The sequence below is a fragment of the Prochlorococcus marinus str. NATL2A genome, from assembly GCF_000012465.1.
Lineage (GTDB): Bacteria > Cyanobacteriota > Cyanobacteriia > PCC-6307 > Cyanobiaceae > Prochlorococcus_B > Prochlorococcus_B marinus_B.
The window spans coordinates 103,908-127,900 of sequence record NC_007335.2; the positions used below are offsets into that span (position 1 = coordinate 103,908).

Genomic DNA, 23,993 nt, shown 5'->3' on the forward strand with positions numbered 1-23,993 from the left:
TATTGAATAATGCGGATGGCGAGACTTGAACTCGCAAGGCCGAAGCCACATGTTCCTTAGACATGCGCGTATACCAATTCCGCCACATCCGCAAGTTAACTCAGTTAAGCACCAAGTAACCCTGATCATAATGCTTAACCTATTAAGCTTCTACTTAATGGGTTTCAATCTTGGGCACCAATCCTGATACGATCCCGCTGAGGACTTAATAATTTTGAATGCCCATAGGCAAACTGCTCATAGCTAATCGTGGCGAAATAGCTTTAAGAATTCTCCGAAGCTGTCGTGAGATGGGGATAGCTACGGTTGCTGTTTACAGTACTATTGATAAAAATGCATTACATGTTCAATTAGCTGATGAAGCTGTATGCGTTGGAGATTCACCTAGCAGTAAAAGTTATCTAAATGTCCCAAATATACTTGCTGCAGCAACATCAAGAGGAGTAGATGCTATTCATCCTGGTTATGGATTTTTAGCTGAGAATGATCGATTTGCAGAGATTTGCGGTGACCACGGTCTTATTTTTGTAGGCCCATCTCCTCATGCAATTCGTTCCATGGGTGATAAGTCGACAGCTAAATCGACTATGCAAAAGGTTGGAGTGCCTACTGTCCCAGGAAGTGAAGGTTTGCTAGATAGTGTTTCAGATGCATCCAAGCTTGCCTCTGAAATGGGTTATCCAGTAATGATTAAAGCAACTGCAGGAGGCGGTGGAAGAGGCATGCGTTTAGTTAATCATTCTGATGAATTGGAGAATCTTTTTAAAGCTGCGCAGGGGGAAGCAGAGGCTGCATTTGGCAACCCTGGCCTATATATGGAGAAATTTATTGATCGCCCAAGGCATGTAGAGGTTCAGATTCTTGCGGATCGATTTGGTAACGTTGTTCACCTCGGAGAACGAGATTGCTCGATTCAAAGACGGCATCAGAAATTGTTAGAGGAATCGCCAAGTCCAGCTTTAGATGATCACCTAAGAATAAGAATGGGAGAAGCGGCAGTTGCAGCAGCAAAAAGCATCAACTATGAAGGCGCTGGAACGGTGGAATTTCTTCTTGATAGGAACGGAAGTTTTTATTTTATGGAAATGAATACTCGAATACAGGTTGAACATCCTGTTACTGAGTTAGTTACCGGTATGGATTTAATTTCAGAACAATTACGTATTGCGGGAGGAGAAAAATTACAATATACACAAGCAGAGATCAAGCTTGAGGGACATGCAATTGAATGTAGAATTAACGCAGAAGATCCAAGTCACAACTTTCGACCTTCCCCAGGAAAAATCACAGGTTGGTTGCCTCCTGGTGGACCGGGCGTAAGGGTAGATAGCCATGTTTACACTGGATACGATATTCCTCCTTTTTATGATTCCTTAATAGGTAAATTAATTGTTTGGGGGAAAGATCGAGAAGCTGCACTAAAAAGGATGGAAAGAGCTTTAAGTGAATGTGCAGTCACAGGAATTACTACTACTATTGATTTTCATTTGAAATTACTTAAAAGAAAAGAATTTATAGAAGGCGATGTTCACACAAAATTTGTTGAACAAGAAATGTTGTAAATAGCTATGAAGATCAGAATATAATTTGAGTTAATAATCCTTGTTGTCCAAGAAATAATTCGCGAAAGAGACTTAAGAGACCTACCCAAATAATTGGAGTAACATCTACTCCACCTATCGGAGCAACAATTTTTCGAGTAAGCACCAATATGGGCTCAGTTGGCAAGAAGATAATTGGCCAAAAACCAGTTCTTAAATCTATTTTTGGATACCATGTCAAAATAATTCGTAGAAGGAATGCCAAGGTAAGCGCACCTATTGAAAAACTCATAAAAAAATGTAGGGTTGGAAGACTTTTAACTAACAGAGGCATCACAAAGCTCAAAGCATTATTGAATAGATGGTCTAAATCATCTTTTATTGCGTAAGATTACTCGGTCTTGCATAAGAATTAGCTGAAATGGCTTTTCATTTATTAAATTTGTTCCTAAGTGCTGGAACTTCTAGTGAAGCTGCTACAAGTTCTGCTGTTGGAATGATTGGGAGTTTTCTTGCGGCTGGAGCTTTGATAGTTGCACCTGCTGCTGCTGCGTTGATCTGGGTTAGCCAAAAAGATGCATTGAGTAGATAGCCCTAGCAAACACCTATTTATGCCATAGACTAATCACAATAGGGTTGGTTTCAGCCTGAAAATGTTTATTTAAGAGGGCAAACTTGGTCAATGCCAGTCTAAATTGGGCCAGCATTGTTGGCATAGTTCTTGCTGTATGCGGAGCTGGCTTATATTTCCTTAGATCTTTTAAGCCAGCATTGGCAAGGGATTATGACGTATTTTTTGCCGCTATAGGTTTACTGTGCGGCGGAATTTTGTTTTTTCAAGGGTGGCGTTTAGATCCAATTCTTCAGTTTGGACAGTTTTTGCTTGCTGGAACCACTGTCTTTTTCGCTTATGAAAGTGTTCGGCTTAGAGGTATTGCAACAGATCAAGCACGAAGATCTTCCTATTTTGATGATGAACCAGAATTGCCCAGATCTTCCAGACGAGGTTTGTCGGATGCAGACTCTGATAGGAATTATGATCGATTTGAGGAATCTCAACCTATCAATAGAAGATTTGCAGGTAGAGAAGATTATCAAGAAGAATATTCAGATGATGAAAATTATGGAAGACGACCATCTAGGGCGGCAATACCTGAGCAGGCTGTAAGTAGAAGGCCAAGAAATATTAGTTCTTCAGAAATCAATTCTCGAGGAACTGAGAGGGACAGGAGAATGGAACGATTTAATTCCGAATCTTCCTCAGATAGAGCATCAAGCTTTGGAGATAGGCGAACTAGTCGACAAGAAACTAGGCAAGGGACTCGTCCTTCAGCAAGTGGTCAAACATCAAGTCGAAGAAGAAATGGAGCGCCTCCTACTCAATCATCATCTTCAAGGCTAAATTCTGATAATTCAACTAGGGCTTCGACTGGATCTAAAAGGCCTTCCAAAACTAACAACAATATTGAAGATGCTGCTTTTTCTAGTTCTGAAAAAGGTGTCAGACGAGCTAGTAGAAGAAGTCCAAAAAATCCTGGTGCAAACCCTGCTAATCAAAGACCATCTTCTAAAAGTTCTTATTCATCATCGACAAGAAAGTCCAGACCAAGAGATAACAGTTCAAGATTTGATGATTAATACAACAATTATTATTGACTAATTATTCCAGCCCATTCCAGAAAAGAGATTTTGCTAAGTGCTTCAACAAGTAGAACTGCCAAAAGACCTATCATTGCAAATCTTCCATTTATTCTCTCTGCATAGCCACTCCAGCCAAATTCAGGAATATCATTTGTGGTTGCGCTAGGTGAAAGATTTTTAATTTCTGAATCAGTTGTTTCTGGCTCAGTTGACTCACTTTCTTGGGCTTTTTCAGTATTTGAGTTCATAGAAATAAACTAGTTCTCAGTAAATTGGTAACTTGCAGCAGGCAATAATCGCCAACCTTTGTTCTCAGTTATTTCAAGCACATTTTCATGATAGTTCTTCAAGGTTGGCCTATGACCAACGCTAATGCAAGCCATCTCGCGTTTGTTAAGAAGTTCATAAAGATGTTTTTCTGTATTTACATCTAATGCACTTGTTGCTTCATCTAAAACAACATATTTAGGGGAATTCAGCAAAAGTCTTGCAAAAGCAAGCCTTTGTTGCTCTCCCAGAGATAATAGTCTTTGCCAATCTTGTTTGATATCTAGATCAGGATACCTTTGGATAATTTGAGGTAACTTGACTTCTTCTAAAACGGCTTTTAGGTGATCATCACTGAATCTGTTTTTATCTAATGGGTAGCAAAGCTGTTCTCTCAATGAGCCAAGAGTCATGTATGGTTTTTGTGGAATAAAAAGTAACTCACCATTTGATGGGGTTTCTATCTCACCAGATTGAATTGCCCATAGACCGCTAATAGCTCTAAGTAAAGACGTTTTACCGCAACCAGAAGGCCCTACTACAAGTAAACTTTGACCTGTCTCCAGACTTAGATTTAAGTTATTAATTAGATAATTATCTTTTCCAGGGGTTTTAATACTTACATTTTTGAGAATAATAGAATCATTGTTTTTAATTTCTACTTTAAAATCCTCAAATTGGTTGTTTCTGATCTCATTCATGTTTGATTGAAATCCTTCAAGTCTTCCTATCGAAGCTGAAAATCTAGCTAAAGCCTCTATTTTGTAAATAATAAAAAATAATGATCCTTCAAGAAGGTTGTAGTTCAAATTGGCTTGTTGAAAACTTCCATAGTCCATTTGGCCGCTAAGAATTGGTCCTGCGAGAATAATGAAAGGAATAAAGACACTTCCATAAATTCCTGAGCGTTGGAGCACTCTTAATAATGCTTCCCATATTATTAAAAGATTAAAGTTATCAACTACAGATTTTAGCCTTCTACTTACTTCTTTTTCTTCTTGATTTTCACCAGAGTAAAAAGCAATTGATTCTGCATTGTTTCTTACATGTACAAGACCGTAACGAAAATCAGCTTCAAATCTTAATTGATCATAATTTAATTTAAATAGCTTTCTACTCGCAAAAAGTAGTAAAGATGAAACTAATGTGGCATAAACAATTAGGGCAAGTGTTAGTTCTTTACTTATACTTAGTAAAATAAAAATGTTTAGTGAAAATACTAATAAAGAATCAAAAATATTTAACGATAGATCAATTGTTTGCGCAGTAAAGTCTCTTGCATCTTCTGTAATTCTTTGATCCGGATTATCGACATTCGTTTCAGATTCATCGTTGGGATTTAATATATAATATGTCCTGTCATCTAAATAGTCTGTTATTAGGCTTTTGGATAACCACTCTCTCCATAAGAGCTGTAGTTTTGCTGAAAAATAAAATTGGAAGCTTCTTATTGGAAGTGCTGCAATAAAACAAATTCCAAGAATCCACAAATTTTTATAACTTTCACTTTCATCTTTTTGTATTAATGCATTAGTGATATCTCTAACAAGAAATGTAATTCCAGCATTAATTCCATTGACAGACAATAGCATCAATATAATTACTCCTAGTAAAAGCCAAGGAAGCCATCTCCTTTGCCTTAACTGACCACGAACTGTGATAAATGAAAAAATTCCTAAGGCAAACAAGCTTGAAATTATTATTCCCGACGGACCATTCCAAATCACTTTTAAGGAATTTTGAACTCCTCCTAAAAATTGGTTGGTTACATCTGGAGCTAAATTGGTTAACAGGCTCATTAAACCTGTGAGTAAAAACAGAACTGTTCCGCCTACGCAAAATAATAAAGCTATTAATAAATAGACAAATAGCCAACCATTGTTTTTTGTATAAGGTAGAAAATATGGCTGAGTAAGCTTTCGTAATTTAATTAGTTGGCTTACCAGTCCTTTTTGAGCTTTCGAAATTGATGATGTCATATTATTTTTGATTATTTCAAATTCAATAAATGCTTGATTAGCTATAGGATTAGCTTATTTTTTAAAGTTAAATCTGACACTTTTTGAGAGCAAAACTCATCAAAGTCATTTATTTCTATATCTTAGCTAAAGCCCAAATATGTTTTTATTATTGTTGGTATTGGTAGTGAGGAAATAAGCTGCATATCAAAAGTATGAACTGCAGGAATAGTTTGATCTAATGCCCAAATGACCAAAAAAGGGGCATTAAGGATTATCTGCCATTGCCATTTGTAAGTTAAAATTGACCATATTTTTTTGAGAATAGATTGCTGTTTCTCACTAAGATTTGACCATAAATCTTGTAAATTTATGTTTGCTTTAGAAATAATGCCGTTTTTATCTTTAGCAGTTTGGGAATCCATCGAACATGATTATTTAACTATCTTATAGCGCATCAATGGGTGGAAATGAGTCAGCAACTAAGCCAGTAAGGCAATCGTGCTGATTGATCAAGAGAAATGAATTATTTATCCAGGTGGCCAACTTAACTTCCTTCCGCCAATGATATGAATATGTAAGTGAAAGACTGTTTGACCTGCTTCTTCTCCTGTATTAATTATGGTTCTCCAACTTTCTAAACCAGCAGCATTTGCAATTTCGGTCCCTTTTAGCAGTAAGTGCCCAAGTAATTCTTGATCTTCTTTTTTTATATCTTGCAGACTTGGAATAGGTTTTCTAGGAATTATTAAAATGTGAGTAGGTGCTTGAGGGGTAATATCTTTGAAAGCTAGGCATTTGTTATCACTAAAAACCTCATCACATGGAATTTCACCGCTAAGAATTTTATCGAAGATTGTTGTCATTGAATTTGTGTAGAGAGCAATAAGAAGAATCTAATGCGATTTTTTATAGCTTGAATTGACAAGATTTTTTCAATTCGTTTCTTTTATTACATCGCTTCGCTTGAAATTATTCTCATTTAATTGTTTTTTCAGCTCTTCTTCATCAGTTACTTTATCTACAAAACAGACACCATTTAAGTGGTCTATTTCGTGCTGAATGCATCTTGCCATGAGACCGTCCGCATTCATTTTTTTTGGTCTACCCATTTCATCTCTATAGCTTAATTTGATTGAGGAGGGTCGTAAAACATTAAGGTAAACTCCAGGGATACTTAGACAACCTTCTTCATATGTATCTAAGGTTGCACTAGATGAAATTATCTCAGGATTTATAAATACCATCGGTGGAGAATTTGGATCTTCAAACTTTAAATCAATAACTAACAATCTCTTTTGTATTCCTACTTGAGGTGCTGCTAAACCAATCCCTTTTGATGAATACATAGTTATCAGCATATCTTTCGCTAACTTTCTAATTGCATCATCAACTTTGACGATACGATTAGCTGGAGTTCTTAAAGCCTCGTCTCCCAGCTGATACACCTTCAAAGGGGGATTCTCGACAGGTTCTTTAGAAACTGAAATTGAGGGCTTCTTTTTTTCTGCATTTTTTGCAAGTTGAGCAAAACTGCCAGCCAAAGGAGTCTTAAGACAACAACTTTTATACTTTACTTTGTTTTAAGTTCAATGAGTGCATTAATCATTGACTCTCAACATCAATGAAGAACAAAACAATGAGAATCTTGGATGCTGAAAAAGTTTATGGAGAAGCCCCCATATTTAAAGAGCCTCGCATAATAGGTGATTGGATTTTATGGTTAGAACAAAGACCAAACGAAAAGGGAAGAACTACAGCTTTAATCAGACCTTGGGGACAAAAAGACGTATTACCTCAGGAGTTAACACCTTATCCAAGTGATTTAAGGACAAAAATTCATGGATATGGCGGTGCTCCGCTAACAGCTACTCTCGATGGATCTGATCTTATATTGACTTGGGTTGACAATAAAGACAACCGCTTATGGATGAGAACTTGGTTTTACGAGGAAGAAAAAGAAAAATCTTTTTCTTTTAAATTTATACCTAAAATAGAATCAATTTGTCTTACAAAAAAACATAACTATTTTCTTGCAGGTGGCGTGATTGATCTTGAAAAAAATATTTGGATTGGTTTGATGGAGGATGAAGAAGGGGATCATATAGTTTCTTACTCTCTAAAAAAATCTGAACAATATCCAAGAATTATTTATTCATCTCAGGGATTATTAGGTTATCTTGCTCTAAATTCTAAAGATAGAAAATTAGCATGGGTCGAGTGGAAAAATACTTCAATGCCTTGGGATTTAAATGAATTAAAATTAGCTAAATTAGGTGAGCAAGAAAATATAATTAATATAGTAACTTTGAATAATGAATATTTAAAATGCACAGAAAAAATATCATTTTTTAATCCTATTTGGTCCGATACAGGTGACCTTTTTGTCGCTGAAGATAGTAGTGGCTGGTGGAATATAACGCAGATAAAAACTGACTTAAATAATAATTCAATTACTATTTTCCAGAATCAATGGTCTATTAAGGCTGAAATTGCTTTCCCACAATGGGTCCTCGGGATGTCGAGCTTTTCATGTGTGGGGGATAATGTCGTTGGCGCTTTTGCTCAGGAAGGAATTTGGACTTTAGCTCTATTTCAAAAAGATGGATCTATCAAGACTTTTGATCAGACTTTTATTGAATTCTCAGGTATTCATTCGCATCAAAATCGACTGGTTGCAATTGCCAGTAGTGCAGAAATTACTGAAGGGATTTTTGAAATAGATTTATTGAATCAAAGTTGGGAACATACTCCTGCCTCTTCATTTAGCTTGGATTCAAAGGAAATAAGTATTGGCGAATCTTTTTGGTTTATTGGATCGAATGAAGAGAAAGTACATGCTTGGTATTACCCTCCTCTGAATAAACAAATATTGTTACCTCCTTTGTTGGTCAAAAGTCATAGCGGACCTACTGGTATGGCTCGTTGTGGATTGGATCTTGAGGTGCAATTTTGGACATCAAGAGGTTGGGCGGTCGTAGACGTTAATTATGGAGGCTCTTCTGGTTTTGGTAGGGAATATAGAGATCGATTAAGAGGTAATTGGGGAGTAATCGATGTTATGGATTGCACTAAGGCAGCTCAGTCATTGATTGCATCTGGTAAGGCTGACAAGGACCGGATAGCAATTATGGGGAGCAGCGCATCGGGTTTTACAGCTTTAGGTTGTTTGATATCTGCTGACATTTTTAATATTGGTGCATGTAAATATGCTGTTACTGATTTGATTGGTATGGCTAATTCAACGCATAGGTTTGAAGAATTTTATTTAGATTATTTAATAGGAAACATAGAAACTGATTATGAGAAATATCTGAAAAGATCGCCAATTGAAAATGTCAATTGTATGAATATGCCATTGATTTTGTTTCATGGTTTAAAAGATAAAGTTATACCCTCTGATCAATCTATTGCGATTAAAGAAGAATTGTTAAAGCGTGAAATTCCTGTGCAAATCAATTTGTTTGAGAACGAAGGCCATGGATTTAAGGACGGTAAAATCAAAGTTGATGTATTAAACAAAACAGAGGCTTTTTTTAGACAATATCTAAATATTTAAGAATTTTTCTTTAAAAAAGAAATTACTGATTTTAGTTCTTCAGCAAGAGAATCAATTTCAGATGGAGTAGATGTAAAGCTCAAGCTTGCTCTGGCTGTGCTTTTTATGCCATAGAAGCGATGAAGTGGTTGGCAGCAATGATGACCACTTCTTATGTAAATATTGCTGTTATCAAGTAACTCAGCAACATCATTTGAGTGAATACCTTTAATATAAAATGTTGCTAAAGGCCCTCTATCAGGCTGAATTAAAGGGCTAGGACCAAGAATTTTTAAATCATCTATTTCCTCTAATTTTTCGAAAAGATATTTTGTTAATTCTTTTTCGTAATTATGGATTTCGTTTAATCCAATTGACTGTAAATACTGAAGTGCAGTTCCCATACCGATGGCTTCCCCAATAGCTGGAGTACCCGCTTCGAATTTATGCGGTAACTCTGCCCATGTGCTGTTGTCCTTAAAAACTTCATTAATCATCTCTCCTCCACCAAGGAAAGGAGGAATTTTTTTTAAAATTTCTTCTCTACCCCATAAAAAACCTATTCCAGTAGGACCGCAAAGTTTATGAGAAGATCCTGCCAGAAAATCAATACCAAGTTTTTTAATATCTACCTGCTTATGAGCAAGACTTTGGCAAGCATCTAAAAGAACTAAGCTACCTTTTTGGTGTGCAAGGGATGAAATTTCCTCGATAGGATTACAACAACCTAGTGTATTACTTACGTGAACAAGGCTGACTATTTTAGTTTTATCACTCAATTTTTTTTTAAAATCATCAAAATCTAATTCTCCGTTTTTATCAATATTGATATAAATTAGCTTGCACTTTTTTGCCTTGGCTATTAATTGCCAAGGGACTATATTACTGTGATGCTCCATTAAACTTATTAAGATTTCGTCGTTTTCCTGAAGTTCATAATTGCCCCATGTATAAGCCACAAGGTTTATAGCTTCCGTAGCATTCCTAGTAAAAATAATCTCTTTTTCATTCTTACTATTTATAAAATTTGCTGTTAACTTTCTAGAATTTTCAAATTTTTCTGTTGCGAGTGCACTTAGTTGATGGGCACCTCTATGAACGTTGGCATTTTGAAAGCTATAGTATTTTTTTAGAGAATCTATAACTTGTTTAGGCTTTTGACTAGTCGCTGCATGATCTAAGTATATTAAATTTTTATTAATATCTCCATTAAATAATGGGAAATCATTTCTACTTTTTTCAGCAATATTTTTTACTAAATTGTTCACTTTTTTATGTCTTGTATTAATTTTTCAATAAAGTTCCATTTGCCAGCACTTTTAGGAAAGTGTGAAATCACTTCATCATAATATCCTTGTAATAATAAAGAATTAGCACATTGCTTATCAATACCTCTACTGAGTAAATAAAATAATTCCTCATCTTGAAGTTGGCTTACAGTCGCTCCATGAGTACACCTAACGTCATCAGCAACTATCTCAAGCTCTGGTTTTGTATCTATTCTGGCGCGTTTAGAAAGTAATAAATTTCTACTTAGCTGAGCAGCTTCTGTTTTTTGTGCTTTTTGAGGAACTTCAATCGAACCATTGAAAATGCAATGTGAATATTCAGATGCTACTGCTTTTTGTAATTGATCAAGCTTTCCATTTGGGCCTTCAAATCTAATCAAAGAGTGCGTAGCTATTTGCTCTTTTGATTTGGTGACTTGCAGCCCTTTGATAATTGTTGAAGCTTCTCCTTCACTTTGAATTATTCTTGGTTCAAAACGGGCATAATCCCAACCATGATGGATTGAATGTAGAGAATATTTACTCTTTTCTGATTGATCTACAGCTAAAGTACAAATTGAGGATGATTCTTTCTCCTCCCCTAAAGAAATAAACCCATGAGTAAACTCTGCTTCGGCTTCTAGTTTTATTTCTATTAAATGATTTTGAGCTGAATTATTTTTACCTAGAAAAATTTGTAAAAGATCTAATTTTGCTCCTTCTTCTATGAGGAAAAATATTCTAGTTGAGATTGACTTTTCCTCTATCGATGGAATTACTATCTCTAATGAATGATTGTGATTACGCTTAACTTTTAAAGCTAATATATCTAAGCTAGATGCCTGATTAAGACAGACTGATATGTCATTCTTTATATTAGTTGACTTAATTATTTCACCTAGATTCTCTTCAATCTCTTTTTTATTTAGCTCTTCAATTCCATTAGGTAAATTAATATTTAAAATTGGATTTTCATTAGGATTAATTATAATTCTTTCTCTATTTTTATCCTTTTCTGGAAAGACAGATTTAATACCTTTGCTATCGATAATCGTTGGTAACGACAAAAAACTATTTAACTTATTGAAGTTGGATAATCGCCACGCTTCATCTTTCTTGGAGGGCATCCCTTTCTCTAGGAGAAATTCTCGTCCTATTGATTGTTCGTTTTTTAAATAACCTTCAGTTAGAGGAAGAGAGTCAAGCCACTCTTGGCAAATAGATGATGATTTCATTTTGCTATTTCCTTCTCTTTGGTATTTTTGTCAATACAGTCATATCCTGATTTCTCAAGGTCAATTGCGAGTTCTTTGTTGCCAGTTTTTATTATTTTTCCATCAGCCATAATGTGGACAAAGTCAGGAGTGATTTCATTGAGCAGTCTTTGATAATGGGTGATTAAAATTGTTGCCGAATTTGGTTGCGAGAGTCTATTGATCCCAGATGCAACAATCCTAAGAGCATCAATATCAAGTCCTGAGTCAGTTTCATCGAGTATTGAGATGACCGGTTCAAGAAGAGCCATTTGAAGAATCTCGTTGCGTTTTTTCTCTCCGCCAGAAAAACCCTCATTTACGCTTCTTTCTAGAAAGGCTGGATTCATTTCAACTATTTTCAATCTTTGTTTTACTAGATCTTCAAATTGAAACGTATCTAATTCACTTTTAAGTAATTCTTTTCTTCTTGAATTGGTGGCAACTCTTAAGAATTCGAGATTACTAACACCGGGAATTTCTACTGGGTATTGGAAACCAAGGAAGATACCAATTCTTGCTCTTTCCTCTGGTTCTAGCTCAAGAATGTTCTTACCTTTAAATTGGATAGATCCCGATAGAACTTTGTAAGATGGATGACCAGCAATAACTTTTGAAAGTGTACTTTTTCCGCTTCCATTACGACCCATAATCGCATGGATTTCTCCTTCTTTTACTAACAGATTGACTCCATGAAGTATCTCTTGATCCTCAACACTGGCATGAAGATCTTTAATAGATAATATTGTTTCTGAAGTTGATGAAATCACTAAATTAGGTAGAAAGTTGTAGAGAGCAAAAGTATGGTTTTAATTTATTCTTATCCAACCGAACCCTCCAATTTTAAAGCTAAAAGTTTGTCTGCCTCAGATGCAAACTCCATAGGCAGTTCATTGAAAACATCACTACAAAATCCACTGACTAACATTGAGACTGATTCCTCGAAATCAATTCCTCTACTTTGTAAGTAAAAAAGTTGATCTTCTGAAATCCTACAAGTACTAGCTTCATGTTCAATATTTGACTGAGGTTGTTTGGATTGAATATATGGATATGTATTTGCACTGGCTTTGTCACCGATCAACATTGAGTCACATTGACTGTAATTTCGAGCGCCCTCAGCATTTGGGCTTATGGATACAAGACCTCGATAGCTATTCTTAGACTTTCCAGCACTGATACCTTTACTTACGATTTTTGATTTTGTATTTTTTCCTATATGAATCATTTTTGTCCCAGTATCCGCTTTCTGACAATTATTAGTAAGTGCAATTGAATAAAACTCACCAATGGAATTGTCTCCTTGTAATACGCAACTTGGGTATTTCCATGTAATTGCAGAACCTGTTTCGACTTGAGACCAGCTTATTTTGCTTTTCTTTCCTCTACATTCCCCTCTTTTTGTGACGAAGTTATATATTCCTCCAACTCCTTCTTCATTACCTGCATACCAATTTTGCACAGTTGAATATTTGATAGATGCATTATCGAGCGCGACAAGCTCAACAACAGCAGCATGGAGTGTATTGGTATCAAACATAGGCGCTGTACAGCCCTCTAGATAACTAACGGAGGAGGATTCTTCGGCAATAATTAAAGTTCGTTCGAATTGACCAGTGTCGCCAGAATTTATTCTAAAATAAGATGATAGTTCCATTGGACATTCGACACCTTTGGGTATGTAAACAAACGAACCGTCACTAAAAACTGCAGAATTTAGAGCCGCAAAAAAGTTATCATTTATAGGAACGACTGTACCCATATATTTTTCAATTAGATCAGGGTATTCGCTAATTGCCTCGCTAATAGAGCAGAAAATTACTCCATGTTCAGCTAGCTTTTCCTTATATGTAGTTGCTATAGAAACACTGTCAAAGACAGCATCTACAGCTACATTAGATAATCTTTTTTGTTCACTAAGTGGTATTCCAAGCTTTTCAAAAGTTTCAAGTAATTTAGGATCGACTTCATCTAAACTCTTCTTCTTAATGTCTTGTTTTGGGGCTGAATAATAAACAAGATCCTGATAATCTACTTTGGAATAAGTTAAACCTGACCAATCAGGTTCTTTCATCTTCAACCATTGCTCATAAGCTCTTAAACGAAATTTTAATAAAAATTCTGGTTCATTTTTTTTGGCGGAAATTAACCTAATGACATCTTCATTCAATCCTTTTGGGATCTTTTCAGTTTCAATTTCAGTTATAAAACCGTATTTATAAGGTTGGGAAACAATTTCTTCAACAGTATTAGATTGGGTCATTTTATTTTGATTAAATCAAGACGTAGTAGTTTTTTATTTATGAAAAGTTTGGCTTTTAAGATCCAAGATAATTTTCAATTATGACATTTGGGGCTCATCATTAGATCAGAGTGTTTTGATAGTTGGATCTCGAATGTCATTCTAAGTCAAATCAAGGGGGAAAACCCAGTGTTACGAAAGTAGTTTTAATCTCTTATTACCATAAGCTAAAATGCTTGCTATCGTTTCCAATTCTGATTGTGCTGGTATAAACTCTTAATCTTTTTTTGATTCGTAAAAGATTTTCTTATGTATACAAATAGCTGTGTAAATCCCTATTAATACAGTTGATTTCATTTATCAATTCTTTTTTTTGACTTATAATAGTTTATAAATGAATATCTTTTCCTTGTTTATAAGTGGAAAAAATAAGATAAAACCTATTTAAAGATAAATATTCTTTTAAACTTTACACTTAAGAGATGCTCCCGCTGCCAGATGATGGAATCTACTTTTAACGATAACTCTAAAAATAGTCCCTTAAGTAAAGAGGATATAAATTTGATCGGTTTAACTAACCTTTCAGCTAATGAAAAGCATCATTTAAGGATGCTTGCACATTGCTTGCAATGTTTTAAATCCATGAGTAAGGACAATCCAAAAGGTTTGATCCCTGTGAAGGAAGAATGGCTTGAATGGTGCTTGAAAAATCCCATCATGATGAAGGATGACGAGTTTGTGCAGGTTATTTTTGAGCAATTCTCTGGTGCAGCTATCCAGCTGGAAAGATTGTCAAATGATTTAAAAGTTGCTCCATTGGATTTGACACTGAGAAATTTAATCGACGCATATGAGGGTTGAAATCCTTCTATTCCCTAGATGAGAAGAAATTTATTTTAAGAGGGTGATCCCAAAGAAAAAAGGCTTTGGAATATTCAAAATTTGGATTTATTTCTTGGTTGCCTTCGAAATTCTAGGTTTAATAACGAACTCCTAGTTCTTAGTTGCCGCAAAGCTTTTTGGCTGTAGATACCATTTTTTGACCTTTGCATGGAGTCAGAAGATGCTGACCACACCAACGAGAAGAGCACATTTCATCACATACTTACCGCACTGATCCCAAAAAAAAAATGGAGGTTTATGAGCGTGACTTTTGATCAAGAATCCCTGTCACGTTTAACACTTCGTCAGCTTCGTATTAAAGCGAGTGAATTAGGTATTCCTCTTTATAGTAGAAAATCTAAGGCCGATTTAGTTAAGGGTGTATTGCTGTACGAAGAAAAAAAGGAATTAGAAAAACAGTTGATAAATAATAAAGTCCAACCATCAAGCGAAACTACATATCAAAGTTCATCAGAGACCAAAGTCGTTTTTCTTCCTCGTGATCCCGAGTGGGCATATGTATTTTGGGAGATATCAGATTCTGATCGTTCTAATGCTCAAAAAGAAGGCGCTATTAGGCTTTGTTTGCGTTTAGCTGATGTCACCAATAAAAATAATGGAGAGACTAATCCTGGAACTCTTCAAGAAATTGTTGTTGATAGTCACAGTACGGAGTGGTACTTACCTATCCCTTTAGCTGGAAGAGACTACAAGGTTGAACTCGGTTATCGAATTGGTCATAAATGGATGTCACTTGCTCATTCATCTTCAGCCAAAGTACCTTCACTTCATCCAAGTGAGCAAATTCTTGATCAATTTGTTCCTTTTAGCCTAGAAGCCCCAGTTACTACTACCTCTGATTCTAAAATAGAAAGTTTTGCTTCAGAACAACCAGACAGTGGTTTGCATGAGCGCTTATATCAATCAGCGACCACAAAATTTAGAACTAGAAGAGTTGGTTCAGAAGAATTCCAAGAGGGTTTTCCAGGAGATCTAAATTCAAATAATGAATCTGGTAGTGGGCTTTGGGCTAGTGGCTTGAATGAATCTGGTATTGGTGGGGTTCCTCAAGCTCGTTCTTTTTGGTTAGTTGCTGATGCGGAATTAATTGTGTATGGAGCTACTGATCCCTCAGCTAAATTGTTTATCGAAGATGAAGAGGTCCCACTAGGAAATGATGGAACTTTTAGATTGCAAGTCCCATTCAGAGACGGTATTCAGAACTATTCAATTAAAGCTATTGATAAAGATGGTGTTGATTCAAGGAACATAACAATGAAATTCGAAAGAGTTACTCCAGTTGATAACACTAACCCAAATTCCAAAGCTGAATCAGAATGGTTTTAACTCTAATCTCACTTGATTAATGGTTCGCTTAATTGTTGCTTTTACTCCGTTAGTAGGGGCTATTGCTTTTCCTTTATTAATTCCTACTACGATTGAGCGTTTAGGACTTGGTCCGGGTGTTTTAAGTGCGTTGATATTAAGTACTCTTTGGTTTATCGCAATGCTTCGTACTTCTGAAATGCCTCACTAACTTTAATGTGTTGCCATTTCATTTTCGATTCATTTTCATATCATTAACTAATTTATTTTCAAAGTGTTTTCTACAGAATTTACCCAACTTACAGTTAAGTTAAACTCACCTTTTACTGATCAGAAACCAGGTACTTCTGGATTAAGAAAAAGTACTTTGCAGTTCGAAGAGACACATTACCTAGAGAGTTTTATTGAATCAATCTTGTGTTCCCTGCCAGGGGTGCGAGGAGGTGTTTTGGTTGTGGGAGGTGATGGTAGATATGGCAACAAAAGAGCAATTGACATTATTATTAGGATGGCAGCTGCACATGGAATTCAAAAAGTCATAACAACTGTAGATGGGATTTTATCGACCCCTGCAGCTTCGAATTTGATTCGAATTAACAAAGCAATAGGTGGAATTATTTTATCTGCTAGTCATAACCCAGGTGGACTGGAAGGTGATTTTGGAGTCAAGCTAAATGGCTCAAATGGTGGACCTGCCTCAGAATCTTTAACTGATGAAATTTATAATTACTCCAAGAATCTTAAAGAATATAAGATCATAAAATGTCAATCAAATAATTCTTTTTCACTCGGTAAATATAAATTAGCTTCAATGATTGTCGAGATCATTGATGGAATAGACGATTACTTAGATTTAATGAAAAGAATATTTGATTTTGATTTGATTAGTTCCTATATCAACAATGATTTTCCGATCGTTTTTGATGCATTAAATGCTGTTACAGGTCCATATGCAAAGCGTCTTTTTGTTGATCATTTAGGAGCTACTGCAGAAACAGTAAGAAATGGAATACCTTTGGAAGATTTTGGAGGTCTTCATCCTGATCCAAATTTGACTTATGCAAAAGATCTTGCTGATTTGCTTTTAAAAGGGAATCTATTTTCCTTCGGAGCAGCTTGTGATGGGGATGGGGATAGAAATATGATTTTAGGACGTGGTTGCTTTGTAAATCCTAGTGATAGCCTTGCAATCTTGGCTGCTAATTACGATTGTGTACCAGGCTATGCCAAAGGTTTATCGGGTGTGGCTCGTTCCATGCCTACGAGCTCAGCGGTGGATGTTGTGGCAAAACATTTAGGGATAAATTGCTTTGAAACGCCTACTGGCTGGAAATTCTTTGGCAATCTCTTGGACGCTAATCAAATCACTCTGTGTGGAGAGGAGAGCTTTGGTACTGGAAGTGATCATGTAAGAGAGAAAGATGGATTGTGGGCTGTTCTTTTTTGGTTGCAGATACTTGCGTCAAAGAAAAAGTCTGTTTCTGAGATAATGAAAAATCATTGGCTATTTTTTGGTCGCCATTACTATTCTCGACATGACTATGAATCTATTCCAACTGAAGTTGCAAATTCTCTTTATTCAAGATTGAGCAATATGCTTCCCACTTTGATAGATGAATCTTTTGCTGGAAGGACGATTAAAAATGCTGATGATTTTAGCTACACAGATCCAGTTGATAGTTCAATTACGCTGAATCAAGGTTTAAGAATTTTATTAGATGATGGTAGTCGAGTGTTAGTTAGACTTTCGGGTACGGGCACTCAAGGAGCCACGTTGAGAGTTTACTTTGAAAGCTTTGTTCCAAGTGATGGTGATATCACTCAAGACCCTCAGTTAGCTTTGGATCCCTTAATTAAAAGTATTGATTCTCTAGCCGAGATTTCAAAACGAACTGGGATGTCCGCTCCGACAGTTATTACGTAGATCAAAAATTTTCAATTTGAAATCATCAAAACAACTTTATAAGTTTTTTTTTGCTTTTAGAGTATCAAAAATGTTCATTTATTAGTTTTGTCCAAAGATCTGTTTGCTTTTAATGGTGAACAGCTAATTCAGAATAATGCTCCTTTAGCTGATCGCTTACGGCCTCAAACACTGGATGAATTTGTTGGCCAAGATCACATTCTTGCTCAAGGACGTTTATTGAGACGTTCAATTGTTGCTGACAAAGTAGGCAATTTATTGCTTTATGGACCCCCTGGAGTTGGTAAGACTACTTTGGCTAGGATTATCGCCTTAAATACCTTATCTCACTTTAGTGTCGTTAACGCAGCACTGGCTGGCATCAAGGATTTGAGATCTGAGATAGAGTCGGCAATCGACAGATTAAATAAATTTGGTAAACGCACAATTTTATTTATTGATGAGGTTCATAGATTTAATACTGCTCAACAAGATGCCTTATTACCTTGGGTTGAAAATGGAACTTTGACCCTTATTGGTGCCACAACGGAAAACCCATATTTTGAAGTAAATAAAGCGTTGGTAAGTAGATCTAGATTATTTCGTTTAAATAGTTTGAATTCAAAAGCATTACATCAATTGCTGCAACGAGCTTTGAATGATAAGAAGAGGGGATATGGGTTGAAATTAATCAATTTAGCTAGTGAAGCTGAGGATCATTTGGTTGATGTATGTAATGGCGATGCACGCGTTCTGCTTAATGCGCTGGAACTTGCTGTAGAGAGCACTATTGCAAATCAAGATACTTCAATCAATATTGATCTCAAGATTGCTGAGGATTCAATTCAAGAACGAGCGGTTTTATACGACAAAAAAGGTGATGCTCATTTTGATACTATTAGCGCTTTTATTAAGTCATTAAGAGGCTCGGATCCTGATGCGGCATTGTTTTGGCTTGCTCGAATGTTGGAGGCTGGAGAAAGTCCACGATTCATTTTTAGACGTATGCTCATCGCAGCAGGAGAAGATATTGGTCTTGCTGATCCCAATGCAATTGTCATAGTTGAGTCATGCGCTGCGGCTTTTGATCGAATAGGTTTGCCAGAGGGTGTTTACCCACTGGCTCAGGCAACCTTGTACTTGGCTTCAACTGAGAAAAGCAATAGTGTTAAGGCTATTTTTAAGGCAGTTCAGAAAGTTAAAGATTCCCAAAAGCAAAATGTTCCATCTCATCTTAAAGATCCAAATCGAGATCAAGAATCTTTTGGAGATGGCATGGGTTACAGGTATCCACATTCATTTTCAAAAAATTGGGTTCCACAGCAATATTTGCCAGACACTTTGCTAAACGAGATTTTTTGGGAGCCAACTGAACATGGATGGGAAGGGCAAAGACGATCTCTTTTGAATGAGAGAAGATCTCAACAGTTAGCTTCATTAATTGAAGTTGAGCAACAAAATCCTTTAACTATTACATCTGGCAAAGTTGATAATGATTTGGATAAATGGTTATCTCGCCAAGTTTTGCAGGAGGGGGAACGATTAAAACATTTGATGACTAAATTATGGTCCGGCATTACTTGGAAAAAAAATCATAGGGTTTTAGTTTTAGCGCCTAGTTCTTTGCTTTGGTCTTTAAAGCCTTTAAGAGAGGCATCTGAAGGGGGCGTTGTTTTGGCTGTATCAGAGGATAATCATCCCAAGTTATTAGCTGAATTAGAAGTTTTAGCGCCTATGGAGCGACCTGTCTTAATTGATTCAAAAGTTGAATCAATTAAAAAATTAGAAGACAATCTCAAATTTGAGCTAATTGGAGGAAGGATTCCTTGGAAAGTTTTTTCTGCAACAAATTTTTTTGAATTGTGGCCGATTCTTACTGAAAAATGTACGGAGAATACAGAATTAAGTTTGATTATAAGTAACCCATGTTATGGCCCTGCCTTTTCTTTAAAGAAAAGATTAGAGCTTTATAGTAACAAGAAAAATACTGATTTTTCATTCTTGAGTGATTTAATTTGTAAAGAGGAGAAGTGGTTAAATAAGCAAGAACATAAAAAGAAATTTATTCTACAATTAGAAAAATTAGGCTGGAATATTTCTTTTGAAGAATGGACTGAGTTTATATATCAAAAAGTTGATAATACTATAATTAAAAGGTGGCTTAATCAGGGAAGTGAGTATCGAGAAATTATTCTCGAAAATTGTGAGGAAGAAACATTAATTCGATTGCAAGAATTATTTAAAAGATTGGATGGCCAGACTATAAAACAGAAGCTTATACATACTAAATTTCTTGCTAAGAATAGTAATTAATCAACGCAAATTATTGGTTTACATGTTATCGAATCTTCATCTAATGCAATTGCATACGTCCATTGATCATAATTTTGTTCGTAAACTTTTACTTTGTGACCAAGTTTTTTATGATGTGCAAATGATGATTTATTCTTCCAAATCCATTGATTGATATTATTCGCTATTTTCCCTCTCTGCCATTTAACTGCGGCTTCTTTTATTACCCATCTTTTAAGTACTAGTTCTTTTGCTTGGCATGGCGATAAATTTTCTATTTCGTAATTCTCATATTGAGTGAAAAAACGTTTTGATAATTTATAAGCTTGAATTTCTCTATCCTTTCTTTCAATATCAACCCCAATTTTTCCTGAGGACCATCCAATTAATAAAGCATCAGAACAGTGACTCATACTGATATTCCCCCATCCTTCCGCCAATAAAGGCGGTTCTCCAGGATCGGCTTTGAGGGGTATATCTAGAGGACCTAATCCTGTAATGTTGGACATGACATGTCTTAGGCAGCCTCTAGAAAAATGATAAATCAAACCTCTGCTTGGTGCTAACTTTTGAACCCATTTTTTTTCTTCGCTGCTTATTGGTAAAAGTTTTGATGGCATCAAAAAAAGCCAAAGACCTAGTACTCTTTTATTGTTTAGTTGAGTTGTTATCATGACTCTCTGTATAGGCGATTCTGCACCAGATTTCACTCTTCCTAATCAAGATGGTGTGAATATCAGTCTCTCATCATTCCAAGGATCGAGAGTAGTAATTTATTTTTATCCAAAGGATGATACTCCTGGATGCACTAAGGAAGCTTGCAGTTTTAGAGATAATTGGGAGCTTTTCAAATCAAACAATATTCAAGTTTTAGGAATTAGTAAGGATGCCTCAAAATCGCATATAAAGTTCATTGATAAACATAAATTACCTTTTACACTTTTAACCGATAGTGACCCATGTCCTGTTGCGGCATCATACGAAAGTTATGGCTTGAAGAAATTTATGGGTAGAGAGTATTATGGAATGATGAGACACACTTTCGTTGTAAACAAAGACGGGAAAATTGAATTAATATACTTAAAAGTAAAATCAGATAATATGGCTAATCAGATTTTAAATGATCTTAAATTGAATTAATTTTTTTGTATACATCAATCATTCCTTCTAGAACTAGATTGGGAGAATGATTGATGTCAATGTTTGTATTTTTGAGTTCATTTAATATGATTGGAGCATCACCTCCGCACATCCATATAGGTAATTTAGTCTCCTCAAAAAGTGTTAAGATTAATCCTATTAGCGCATTCATTGACCCTCTTATCATTGCATTATGAGTCTCATATTGAAATGTTTCAGTTGGGATTTTTTTAACAATGGGAGTTTCTAAATTCATTGCACGGTTTGACATTGAAGATAATTGAAGGCTGAAACCGGAAATTAGTTGGCCCCCAATGAATTCTCCTTTGTTTGATACTTTTGTGACGCTTAATATTGTTCCTGCGTCTATCACAATTAAATCTTGTTCTTTGCTTTTTAAAAATGATTGTTTTTTAAAAGCACTCCATGAAGAAAGAGCTCTGTCAATTCCTAAATTAGTTGGAAGATTGTTTAGGGGAACATTGTCTAAAGTTATTTCTTTTGAAGGGCATAATTTAATATCCTCAGGGATGGGACCAACGGAGGCCCAAGTTAATTGAGAATAATCCTTATCTTTAAATTCGATTGGATTTGGTGAGGTATGAAAATATTTCCAATCTTTTTTAACTTTGTTTGCCCAATGCCATCTTGTATTGCCAATCATTAGGAAATTTTCTTCTGAGTACACGAGTTTATTCCTTGTTATTACGTATTTAAATGGATTCCACATTCTTCACTGAGACCTCCAAATCTCGTTGACCTTCCTTTGGTATTAGTATTTTCTGCTCCGCTTGAATGCCAATCTCCTACAGTGGAATAACCTTGTTCAAATAATGGATGTTGAGGTAATTTATTTTTCTCCATGTAATAGAAAATATCTTTTTTAGACCAGGTTAAAAGTGGTCGGAGCGTTAAACGTTCTCTAATGCAATCGATATTAGACATTGATTGTCTGTTCTGGGTTTGGCCTTTTCTCACGCCACTTGCCCAGCAGAGAACGTTGAGGTCTGAGAAGGCTTTTTCAAGAGGTGCAACTTTCCGAATCTGATGATATTTATCAAGATCTTTTTGTACTCCTGTTTCCCACAGACGACCATTTAAGGCCTCCATTCTCGCTGGAGATACGGGACTTTGGGCAATTACTAAATTTAATTCGAAAAGTGTTGTTAATTTTTCTGCGTAATCATATGTTTCTTTTGGCAAATAGCCAGTATCAACCCAAATAACTTTTGGCTTTTGACTGGATTTCAATTCCTTCGTCATGTGAAGCAAGACAGCGGATTGGATCCCAAAACTTGTGGTAACAACAAAGCTCTCATCAAATTCCTCAAAAGCCCATTGAAGTTGATCCTGAGGGGAGAGTTTCTCTAGATCTTTGCTTGTCTCATTAATTGATTTCATCAGAGCAGGTTGAGGCAATTGAGCGGCGTTTCTCAAATCATTGATGTAATTGTCTTTAGATTCTTTCTTCATGTTTGAGTTTTGAATGCCGAATTAGTCAAAGTTTGTTTAGGGTCTTTGAAATCATCTTAGATCCAGTCCATATGGACTTGAACAATTTGAAATCTGATCCAATTGTTGTTGTTGGTGGTGGCTTCGGAGGACTCTCCACTGTCCAAGCATTATTAGCTCGGTCGAATGGAATACCAATCATTTTGATTGATCAAAGCCCAAGATTTCTTTTTAAGCCATTGCTTTATGAATTATTAAGTGGTGAGCTTCAATTATGGGAGGTTGCACCTAAATATTCTGCTTTAGCTTCAGAATTAGGATTTATTTTTTTAGAAGAGTGTGTTGTTGAAGTTGATGGACTAGAGAGAAAGTTAATTACTTCATCGGGGACTGAAGTTACATACTCTCAACTTGTCATAAGCACTGGAGTAACAACTGATTTTTCTCTTCTCCGAAATTTGAAAGAATATGCGTACGGTTTCTCTAGTTTGAATGATCTCGTAAGAATTCAAGAGTTAATAATCTCAATCAATAATTCTTCTAACCACTCCGATCCTTTGATTATCGCTGGAGCAGGACCAACTGGTGTTGAGCTCGCATGCAAATTATCTGATTTAGTTAATAACAGAGTAGACATATATTTGGTTGATAAAGGAAATAAAATTTTATCTAAATCCAAATCTTTTAATAGGGAAAAAGCAATAGATGCAATAGCTGAGAGAAATATCAAGATTTATTTGGAACATTATATTCAATCAATAAATGAAAATATTATAGAACTTTCTACTGTTGAGACCGAAAGAAATAATTCTCTAAAAATTAATTATTCTGGCTTGTTGTGGACTGCTGGGTTAAGCCCTTGTCGGTTACAATTTATAGATCATCTTTTAGATGAAAATAAGAAGATTAAAGTAAACAAATTTTTGCAAATAAAAGAATATCAGAATATTTTTTTTGTTGGAGATATCGTATTTTGTGAGGACGATCCTTTTCCTTCTTCAGCTCAAGTAGCAATGCAGCAGGGTTTTTTAACAGCTCAAAATATTATTTCTCTAAGAAAAGGCAACAAACTTAAATCATTTCAATTTGAAGATCTTGGAGAAATGTTGAGTCTAGGTATTGGAAATGCATCAATAACGGGTTATGGAGTTACTTTGGCAGGATCTCTTGCTTTCAAAATAAGGCATTTTGCATATTTAATGCGAATGCCAGGTTTTTCTCTATCTTTGAAATCTGCAGGTTCTCGGTTATTAAGTAAAAAATAATTAATCGTTTATTTTCTCAATATCC

General features: G+C 35.6%; 24 protein-coding genes and 1 tRNA gene. 11 read left to right on the forward strand and 14 right to left on the reverse strand.

Annotation, left to right across the window (positions count from 1 at the left end; translation table 11 throughout):
- Positions 1-10: 10 nt before the first annotated feature.
- A tRNA-Leu gene (locus tag PMN2A_RS00500) sits at positions 11-92 on the reverse strand.
- Positions 93-218: 126 nt separating this feature from the next.
- Here PMN2A_RS00500 and accC point away from each other — a divergent pair.
- Entirely contained in the window at positions 219-1,562 is a 1,344-nt protein-coding gene (gene accC, locus PMN2A_RS00505; protein ID WP_011294055.1) for an acetyl-CoA carboxylase biotin carboxylase subunit, read from the forward strand.
- A 13-nt stretch (positions 1,563-1,575) separates the two neighbouring features.
- On the opposite strand, the gene PMN2A_RS00510 is transcribed toward accC, so the two are convergent.
- On the reverse strand, positions 1,576-1,875 hold the full coding sequence (locus PMN2A_RS00510) for a YggT family protein (protein WP_011294056.1): 300 nt from the start codon (positions 1,873-1,875) through the stop codon (positions 1,576-1,578).
- An 87-nt stretch (positions 1,876-1,962) separates the two neighbouring features.
- Here PMN2A_RS00510 and psbX point away from each other — a divergent pair, with 87 nt between their 5' ends.
- The gene (gene psbX / locus PMN2A_RS00515; protein WP_011294057.1) at positions 1,963-2,133 is read left to right on the forward strand and encodes a photosystem II reaction center protein PsbX; all 171 of its coding nucleotides are present in this window, start codon (positions 1,963-1,965) and stop codon (positions 2,131-2,133) included.
- Positions 2,134-2,216: 83 nt separating this feature from the next.
- Positions 2,217-3,179, forward strand: a complete 963-nt coding sequence (locus PMN2A_RS00520) for a Ycf66 family protein (protein WP_011294058.1) — start codon at positions 2,217-2,219, stop codon at positions 3,177-3,179.
- 11 nt (positions 3,180-3,190) lie between these two features.
- On the opposite strand, the gene PMN2A_RS00525 is transcribed toward PMN2A_RS00520, so the two are convergent.
- The 5 genes from PMN2A_RS00525 to def all read right to left on the reverse strand — a co-directional run bounded on the left by PMN2A_RS00525 (position 3,191) and on the right by def (position 6,951).
- A complete protein-coding gene (locus PMN2A_RS00525; RefSeq protein ID WP_011294059.1) occupies positions 3,191-3,430 on the reverse strand; it encodes a chlorophyll a/b-binding protein in 240 nt (79 codons plus the stop codon).
- Between the two features lie 9 nt (positions 3,431-3,439).
- Positions 3,440-5,428, reverse strand: a complete 1,989-nt coding sequence (locus PMN2A_RS00530) for an ABC transporter ATP-binding protein/permease (protein WP_011294060.1) — start codon at positions 5,426-5,428, stop codon at positions 3,440-3,442.
- 122 nt (positions 5,429-5,550) lie between these two features.
- The gene (locus tag PMN2A_RS00535) at positions 5,551-5,832 is read right to left on the reverse strand and encodes a hypothetical protein (protein WP_011294061.1); all 282 of its coding nucleotides are present in this window, start codon (positions 5,830-5,832) and stop codon (positions 5,551-5,553) included.
- A 105-nt stretch (positions 5,833-5,937) separates the two neighbouring features.
- Positions 5,938-6,273 (reverse strand): histidine triad nucleotide-binding protein, encoded by a 336-nt coding sequence (locus PMN2A_RS00540; protein ID WP_011294062.1) that lies wholly within the window; start codon positions 6,271-6,273, stop codon positions 5,938-5,940.
- A gap of 69 nt (positions 6,274-6,342) precedes the next feature.
- Positions 6,343-6,951: a peptide deformylase gene (def, locus tag PMN2A_RS00545; RefSeq protein ID WP_011294063.1), complete on the reverse strand. Its 609-nt coding sequence runs from the start codon at positions 6,949-6,951 to the stop codon at positions 6,343-6,345.
- A gap of 80 nt (positions 6,952-7,031) precedes the next feature.
- Between def and PMN2A_RS00550 the strand changes: the two genes are divergently transcribed.
- Positions 7,032-8,966: an alpha/beta hydrolase family protein gene (locus PMN2A_RS00550; RefSeq protein WP_011294064.1), complete on the forward strand. Its 1,935-nt coding sequence runs from the start codon at positions 7,032-7,034 to the stop codon at positions 8,964-8,966.
- Here the strand turns inward: PMN2A_RS00550 and PMN2A_RS00555 are convergent.
- Genes PMN2A_RS00555 through sufB form a run of 4 tightly spaced genes read right to left on the reverse strand, consistent with a single transcriptional unit; the run spans position 8,963 to position 13,729 of the window.
- Positions 8,963-10,213, reverse strand: coding sequence for an aminotransferase class V-fold PLP-dependent enzyme (locus PMN2A_RS00555; protein WP_011294065.1), 1,251 nt, complete (start codon positions 10,211-10,213; stop codon positions 8,963-8,965). The two genes, PMN2A_RS00550 and PMN2A_RS00555, sit on opposite strands and share 4 nt — an antisense overlap.
- Positions 10,210-11,448 (reverse strand): Fe-S cluster assembly protein SufD, encoded by a 1,239-nt coding sequence (gene sufD / locus PMN2A_RS00560; protein WP_011294066.1) that lies wholly within the window; start codon positions 11,446-11,448, stop codon positions 10,210-10,212. Before sufD ends, PMN2A_RS00555 begins: the two co-directional genes overlap by 4 nt.
- Positions 11,445-12,236 (reverse strand): Fe-S cluster assembly ATPase SufC, encoded by a 792-nt coding sequence (sufC, locus tag PMN2A_RS00565; RefSeq protein WP_011294067.1) that lies wholly within the window; start codon positions 12,234-12,236, stop codon positions 11,445-11,447. The genes sufD and sufC overlap by 4 nt, the downstream gene beginning before the upstream one ends.
- Before the next feature lie 50 nt (positions 12,237-12,286).
- On the reverse strand, positions 12,287-13,729 hold the full coding sequence (sufB, locus tag PMN2A_RS00570) for a Fe-S cluster assembly protein SufB (RefSeq protein ID WP_011294068.1): 1,443 nt from the start codon (positions 13,727-13,729) through the stop codon (positions 12,287-12,289).
- Positions 13,730-14,206: 477 nt separating this feature from the next.
- Here sufB and PMN2A_RS00575 point away from each other — a divergent pair, with 477 nt between their 5' ends.
- The 5 genes from PMN2A_RS00575 (at position 14,207) to PMN2A_RS00595 (ending at position 20,132) form a co-directional block, all read left to right on the forward strand.
- Positions 14,207-14,569, forward strand: coding sequence for a hypothetical protein (locus PMN2A_RS00575; protein WP_011294069.1), 363 nt, complete (start codon positions 14,207-14,209; stop codon positions 14,567-14,569).
- A 285-nt stretch (positions 14,570-14,854) separates the two neighbouring features.
- Positions 14,855-15,937 carry a DUF4912 domain-containing protein gene (locus PMN2A_RS00580; RefSeq protein WP_011294070.1) on the forward strand — a complete coding sequence of 361 codons (1,083 nt, stop codon included), beginning with the start codon at positions 14,855-14,857 and terminating at the stop codon, positions 15,935-15,937.
- 19 nt (positions 15,938-15,956) lie between these two features.
- A complete protein-coding gene (locus PMN2A_RS10390; protein ID WP_011294071.1) occupies positions 15,957-16,127 on the forward strand; it encodes a hypothetical protein in 171 nt (56 codons plus the stop codon).
- Between the two features lie 63 nt (positions 16,128-16,190).
- The gene (locus PMN2A_RS00590) at positions 16,191-17,840 is read left to right on the forward strand and encodes an alpha-D-glucose phosphate-specific phosphoglucomutase (protein WP_011294072.1); all 1,650 of its coding nucleotides are present in this window, start codon (positions 16,191-16,193) and stop codon (positions 17,838-17,840) included.
- An 87-nt stretch (positions 17,841-17,927) separates the two neighbouring features.
- Entirely contained in the window at positions 17,928-20,132 is a 2,205-nt protein-coding gene (locus tag PMN2A_RS00595; RefSeq protein WP_011294073.1) for an AAA family ATPase, read from the forward strand.
- Here the strand turns inward: PMN2A_RS00595 and PMN2A_RS00600 are convergent.
- On the reverse strand, positions 20,129-20,731 hold the full coding sequence (locus PMN2A_RS00600; RefSeq protein WP_011294074.1) for a 4'-phosphopantetheinyl transferase family protein: 603 nt from the start codon (positions 20,729-20,731) through the stop codon (positions 20,129-20,131). The two genes, PMN2A_RS00595 and PMN2A_RS00600, sit on opposite strands and share 4 nt — an antisense overlap.
- 52 nt (positions 20,732-20,783) lie before the next feature.
- On the opposite strand from PMN2A_RS00600, the gene bcp reads away from it, so the two are divergent.
- Positions 20,784-21,251: a thioredoxin-dependent thiol peroxidase gene (bcp, locus tag PMN2A_RS00605; RefSeq protein WP_011294075.1), complete on the forward strand. Its 468-nt coding sequence runs from the start codon at positions 20,784-20,786 to the stop codon at positions 21,249-21,251.
- On the opposite strand, the gene PMN2A_RS00610 is transcribed toward bcp, so the two are convergent.
- Complete coding sequence (locus tag PMN2A_RS00610; protein ID WP_011294076.1) at positions 21,238-21,939, reverse strand: type III pantothenate kinase; 702 nt, start codon at positions 21,937-21,939, stop codon at positions 21,238-21,240. The two genes, bcp and PMN2A_RS00610, sit on opposite strands and share 14 nt — an antisense overlap.
- 17 nt (positions 21,940-21,956) lie before the next feature.
- Positions 21,957-22,724 (reverse strand): phosphoadenylyl-sulfate reductase, encoded by a 768-nt coding sequence (locus PMN2A_RS00615; protein WP_011294077.1) that lies wholly within the window; start codon positions 22,722-22,724, stop codon positions 21,957-21,959.
- Between the two features lie 71 nt (positions 22,725-22,795).
- Here PMN2A_RS00615 and PMN2A_RS00620 point away from each other — a divergent pair, with 71 nt between their 5' ends.
- Positions 22,796-23,968 carry an NAD(P)/FAD-dependent oxidoreductase gene (locus PMN2A_RS00620; RefSeq protein WP_011294078.1) on the forward strand — a complete coding sequence of 391 codons (1,173 nt, stop codon included), beginning with the start codon at positions 22,796-22,798 and terminating at the stop codon, positions 23,966-23,968.
- Positions 23,969-23,993 lie beyond the last annotated feature (25 nt).

Bases quoted from the DNA above. Each gene is read 5' to 3' on its own strand.
- PMN2A_RS00620 (WP_011294078.1), top strand. From the start codon at position 22,796: ATGGACTTGAACAATTTGAAATCTGATCCAATTGTTGTTGTTGGTGGT.
- sufB (WP_011294068.1), bottom strand. From the start codon at position 13,729: ATGACCCAATCTAATACTGTTGAAGAAATTGTTTCCCAACCTTATAAA.
- PMN2A_RS00510 (WP_011294056.1), bottom strand. From the start codon at position 1,875: ATGCCTCTGTTAGTTAAAAGTCTTCCAACCCTACATTTTTTTATGAGT.
- PMN2A_RS00550 (WP_011294064.1), top strand. From the start codon at position 7,032: ATGAAGAACAAAACAATGAGAATCTTGGATGCTGAAAAAGTTTATGGA.
- PMN2A_RS00575 (WP_011294069.1), top strand. From the start codon at position 14,207: ATGATGGAATCTACTTTTAACGATAACTCTAAAAATAGTCCCTTAAGT.
- PMN2A_RS00525 (WP_011294059.1), bottom strand. From the start codon at position 3,430: ATGAACTCAAATACTGAAAAAGCCCAAGAAAGTGAGTCAACTGAGCCA.
- PMN2A_RS00530 (WP_011294060.1), bottom strand. From the start codon at position 5,428: ATGACATCATCAATTTCGAAAGCTCAAAAAGGACTGGTAAGCCAACTA.
- psbX (WP_011294057.1), top strand. From the start codon at position 1,963: ATGGCTTTTCATTTATTAAATTTGTTCCTAAGTGCTGGAACTTCTAGT.
- PMN2A_RS00615 (WP_011294077.1), bottom strand. From the start codon at position 22,724: ATGAAGAAAGAATCTAAAGACAATTACATCAATGATTTGAGAAACGCC.
- sufD (WP_011294066.1), bottom strand. From the start codon at position 11,448: ATGAAATCATCATCTATTTGCCAAGAGTGGCTTGACTCTCTTCCTCTA.
- accC (WP_011294055.1), top strand. From the start codon at position 219: ATGCCCATAGGCAAACTGCTCATAGCTAATCGTGGCGAAATAGCTTTA.
- PMN2A_RS00600 (WP_011294074.1), bottom strand. From the start codon at position 20,731: ATGCCATCAAAACTTTTACCAATAAGCAGCGAAGAAAAAAAATGGGTT.
- PMN2A_RS10390 (WP_011294071.1), top strand. From the start codon at position 15,957: ATGGTTCGCTTAATTGTTGCTTTTACTCCGTTAGTAGGGGCTATTGCT.
- bcp (WP_011294075.1), top strand. From the start codon at position 20,784: ATGACTCTCTGTATAGGCGATTCTGCACCAGATTTCACTCTTCCTAAT.
- PMN2A_RS00540 (WP_011294062.1), bottom strand. From the start codon at position 6,273: ATGACAACAATCTTCGATAAAATTCTTAGCGGTGAAATTCCATGTGAT.
- PMN2A_RS00535 (WP_011294061.1), bottom strand. From the start codon at position 5,832: ATGGATTCCCAAACTGCTAAAGATAAAAACGGCATTATTTCTAAAGCA.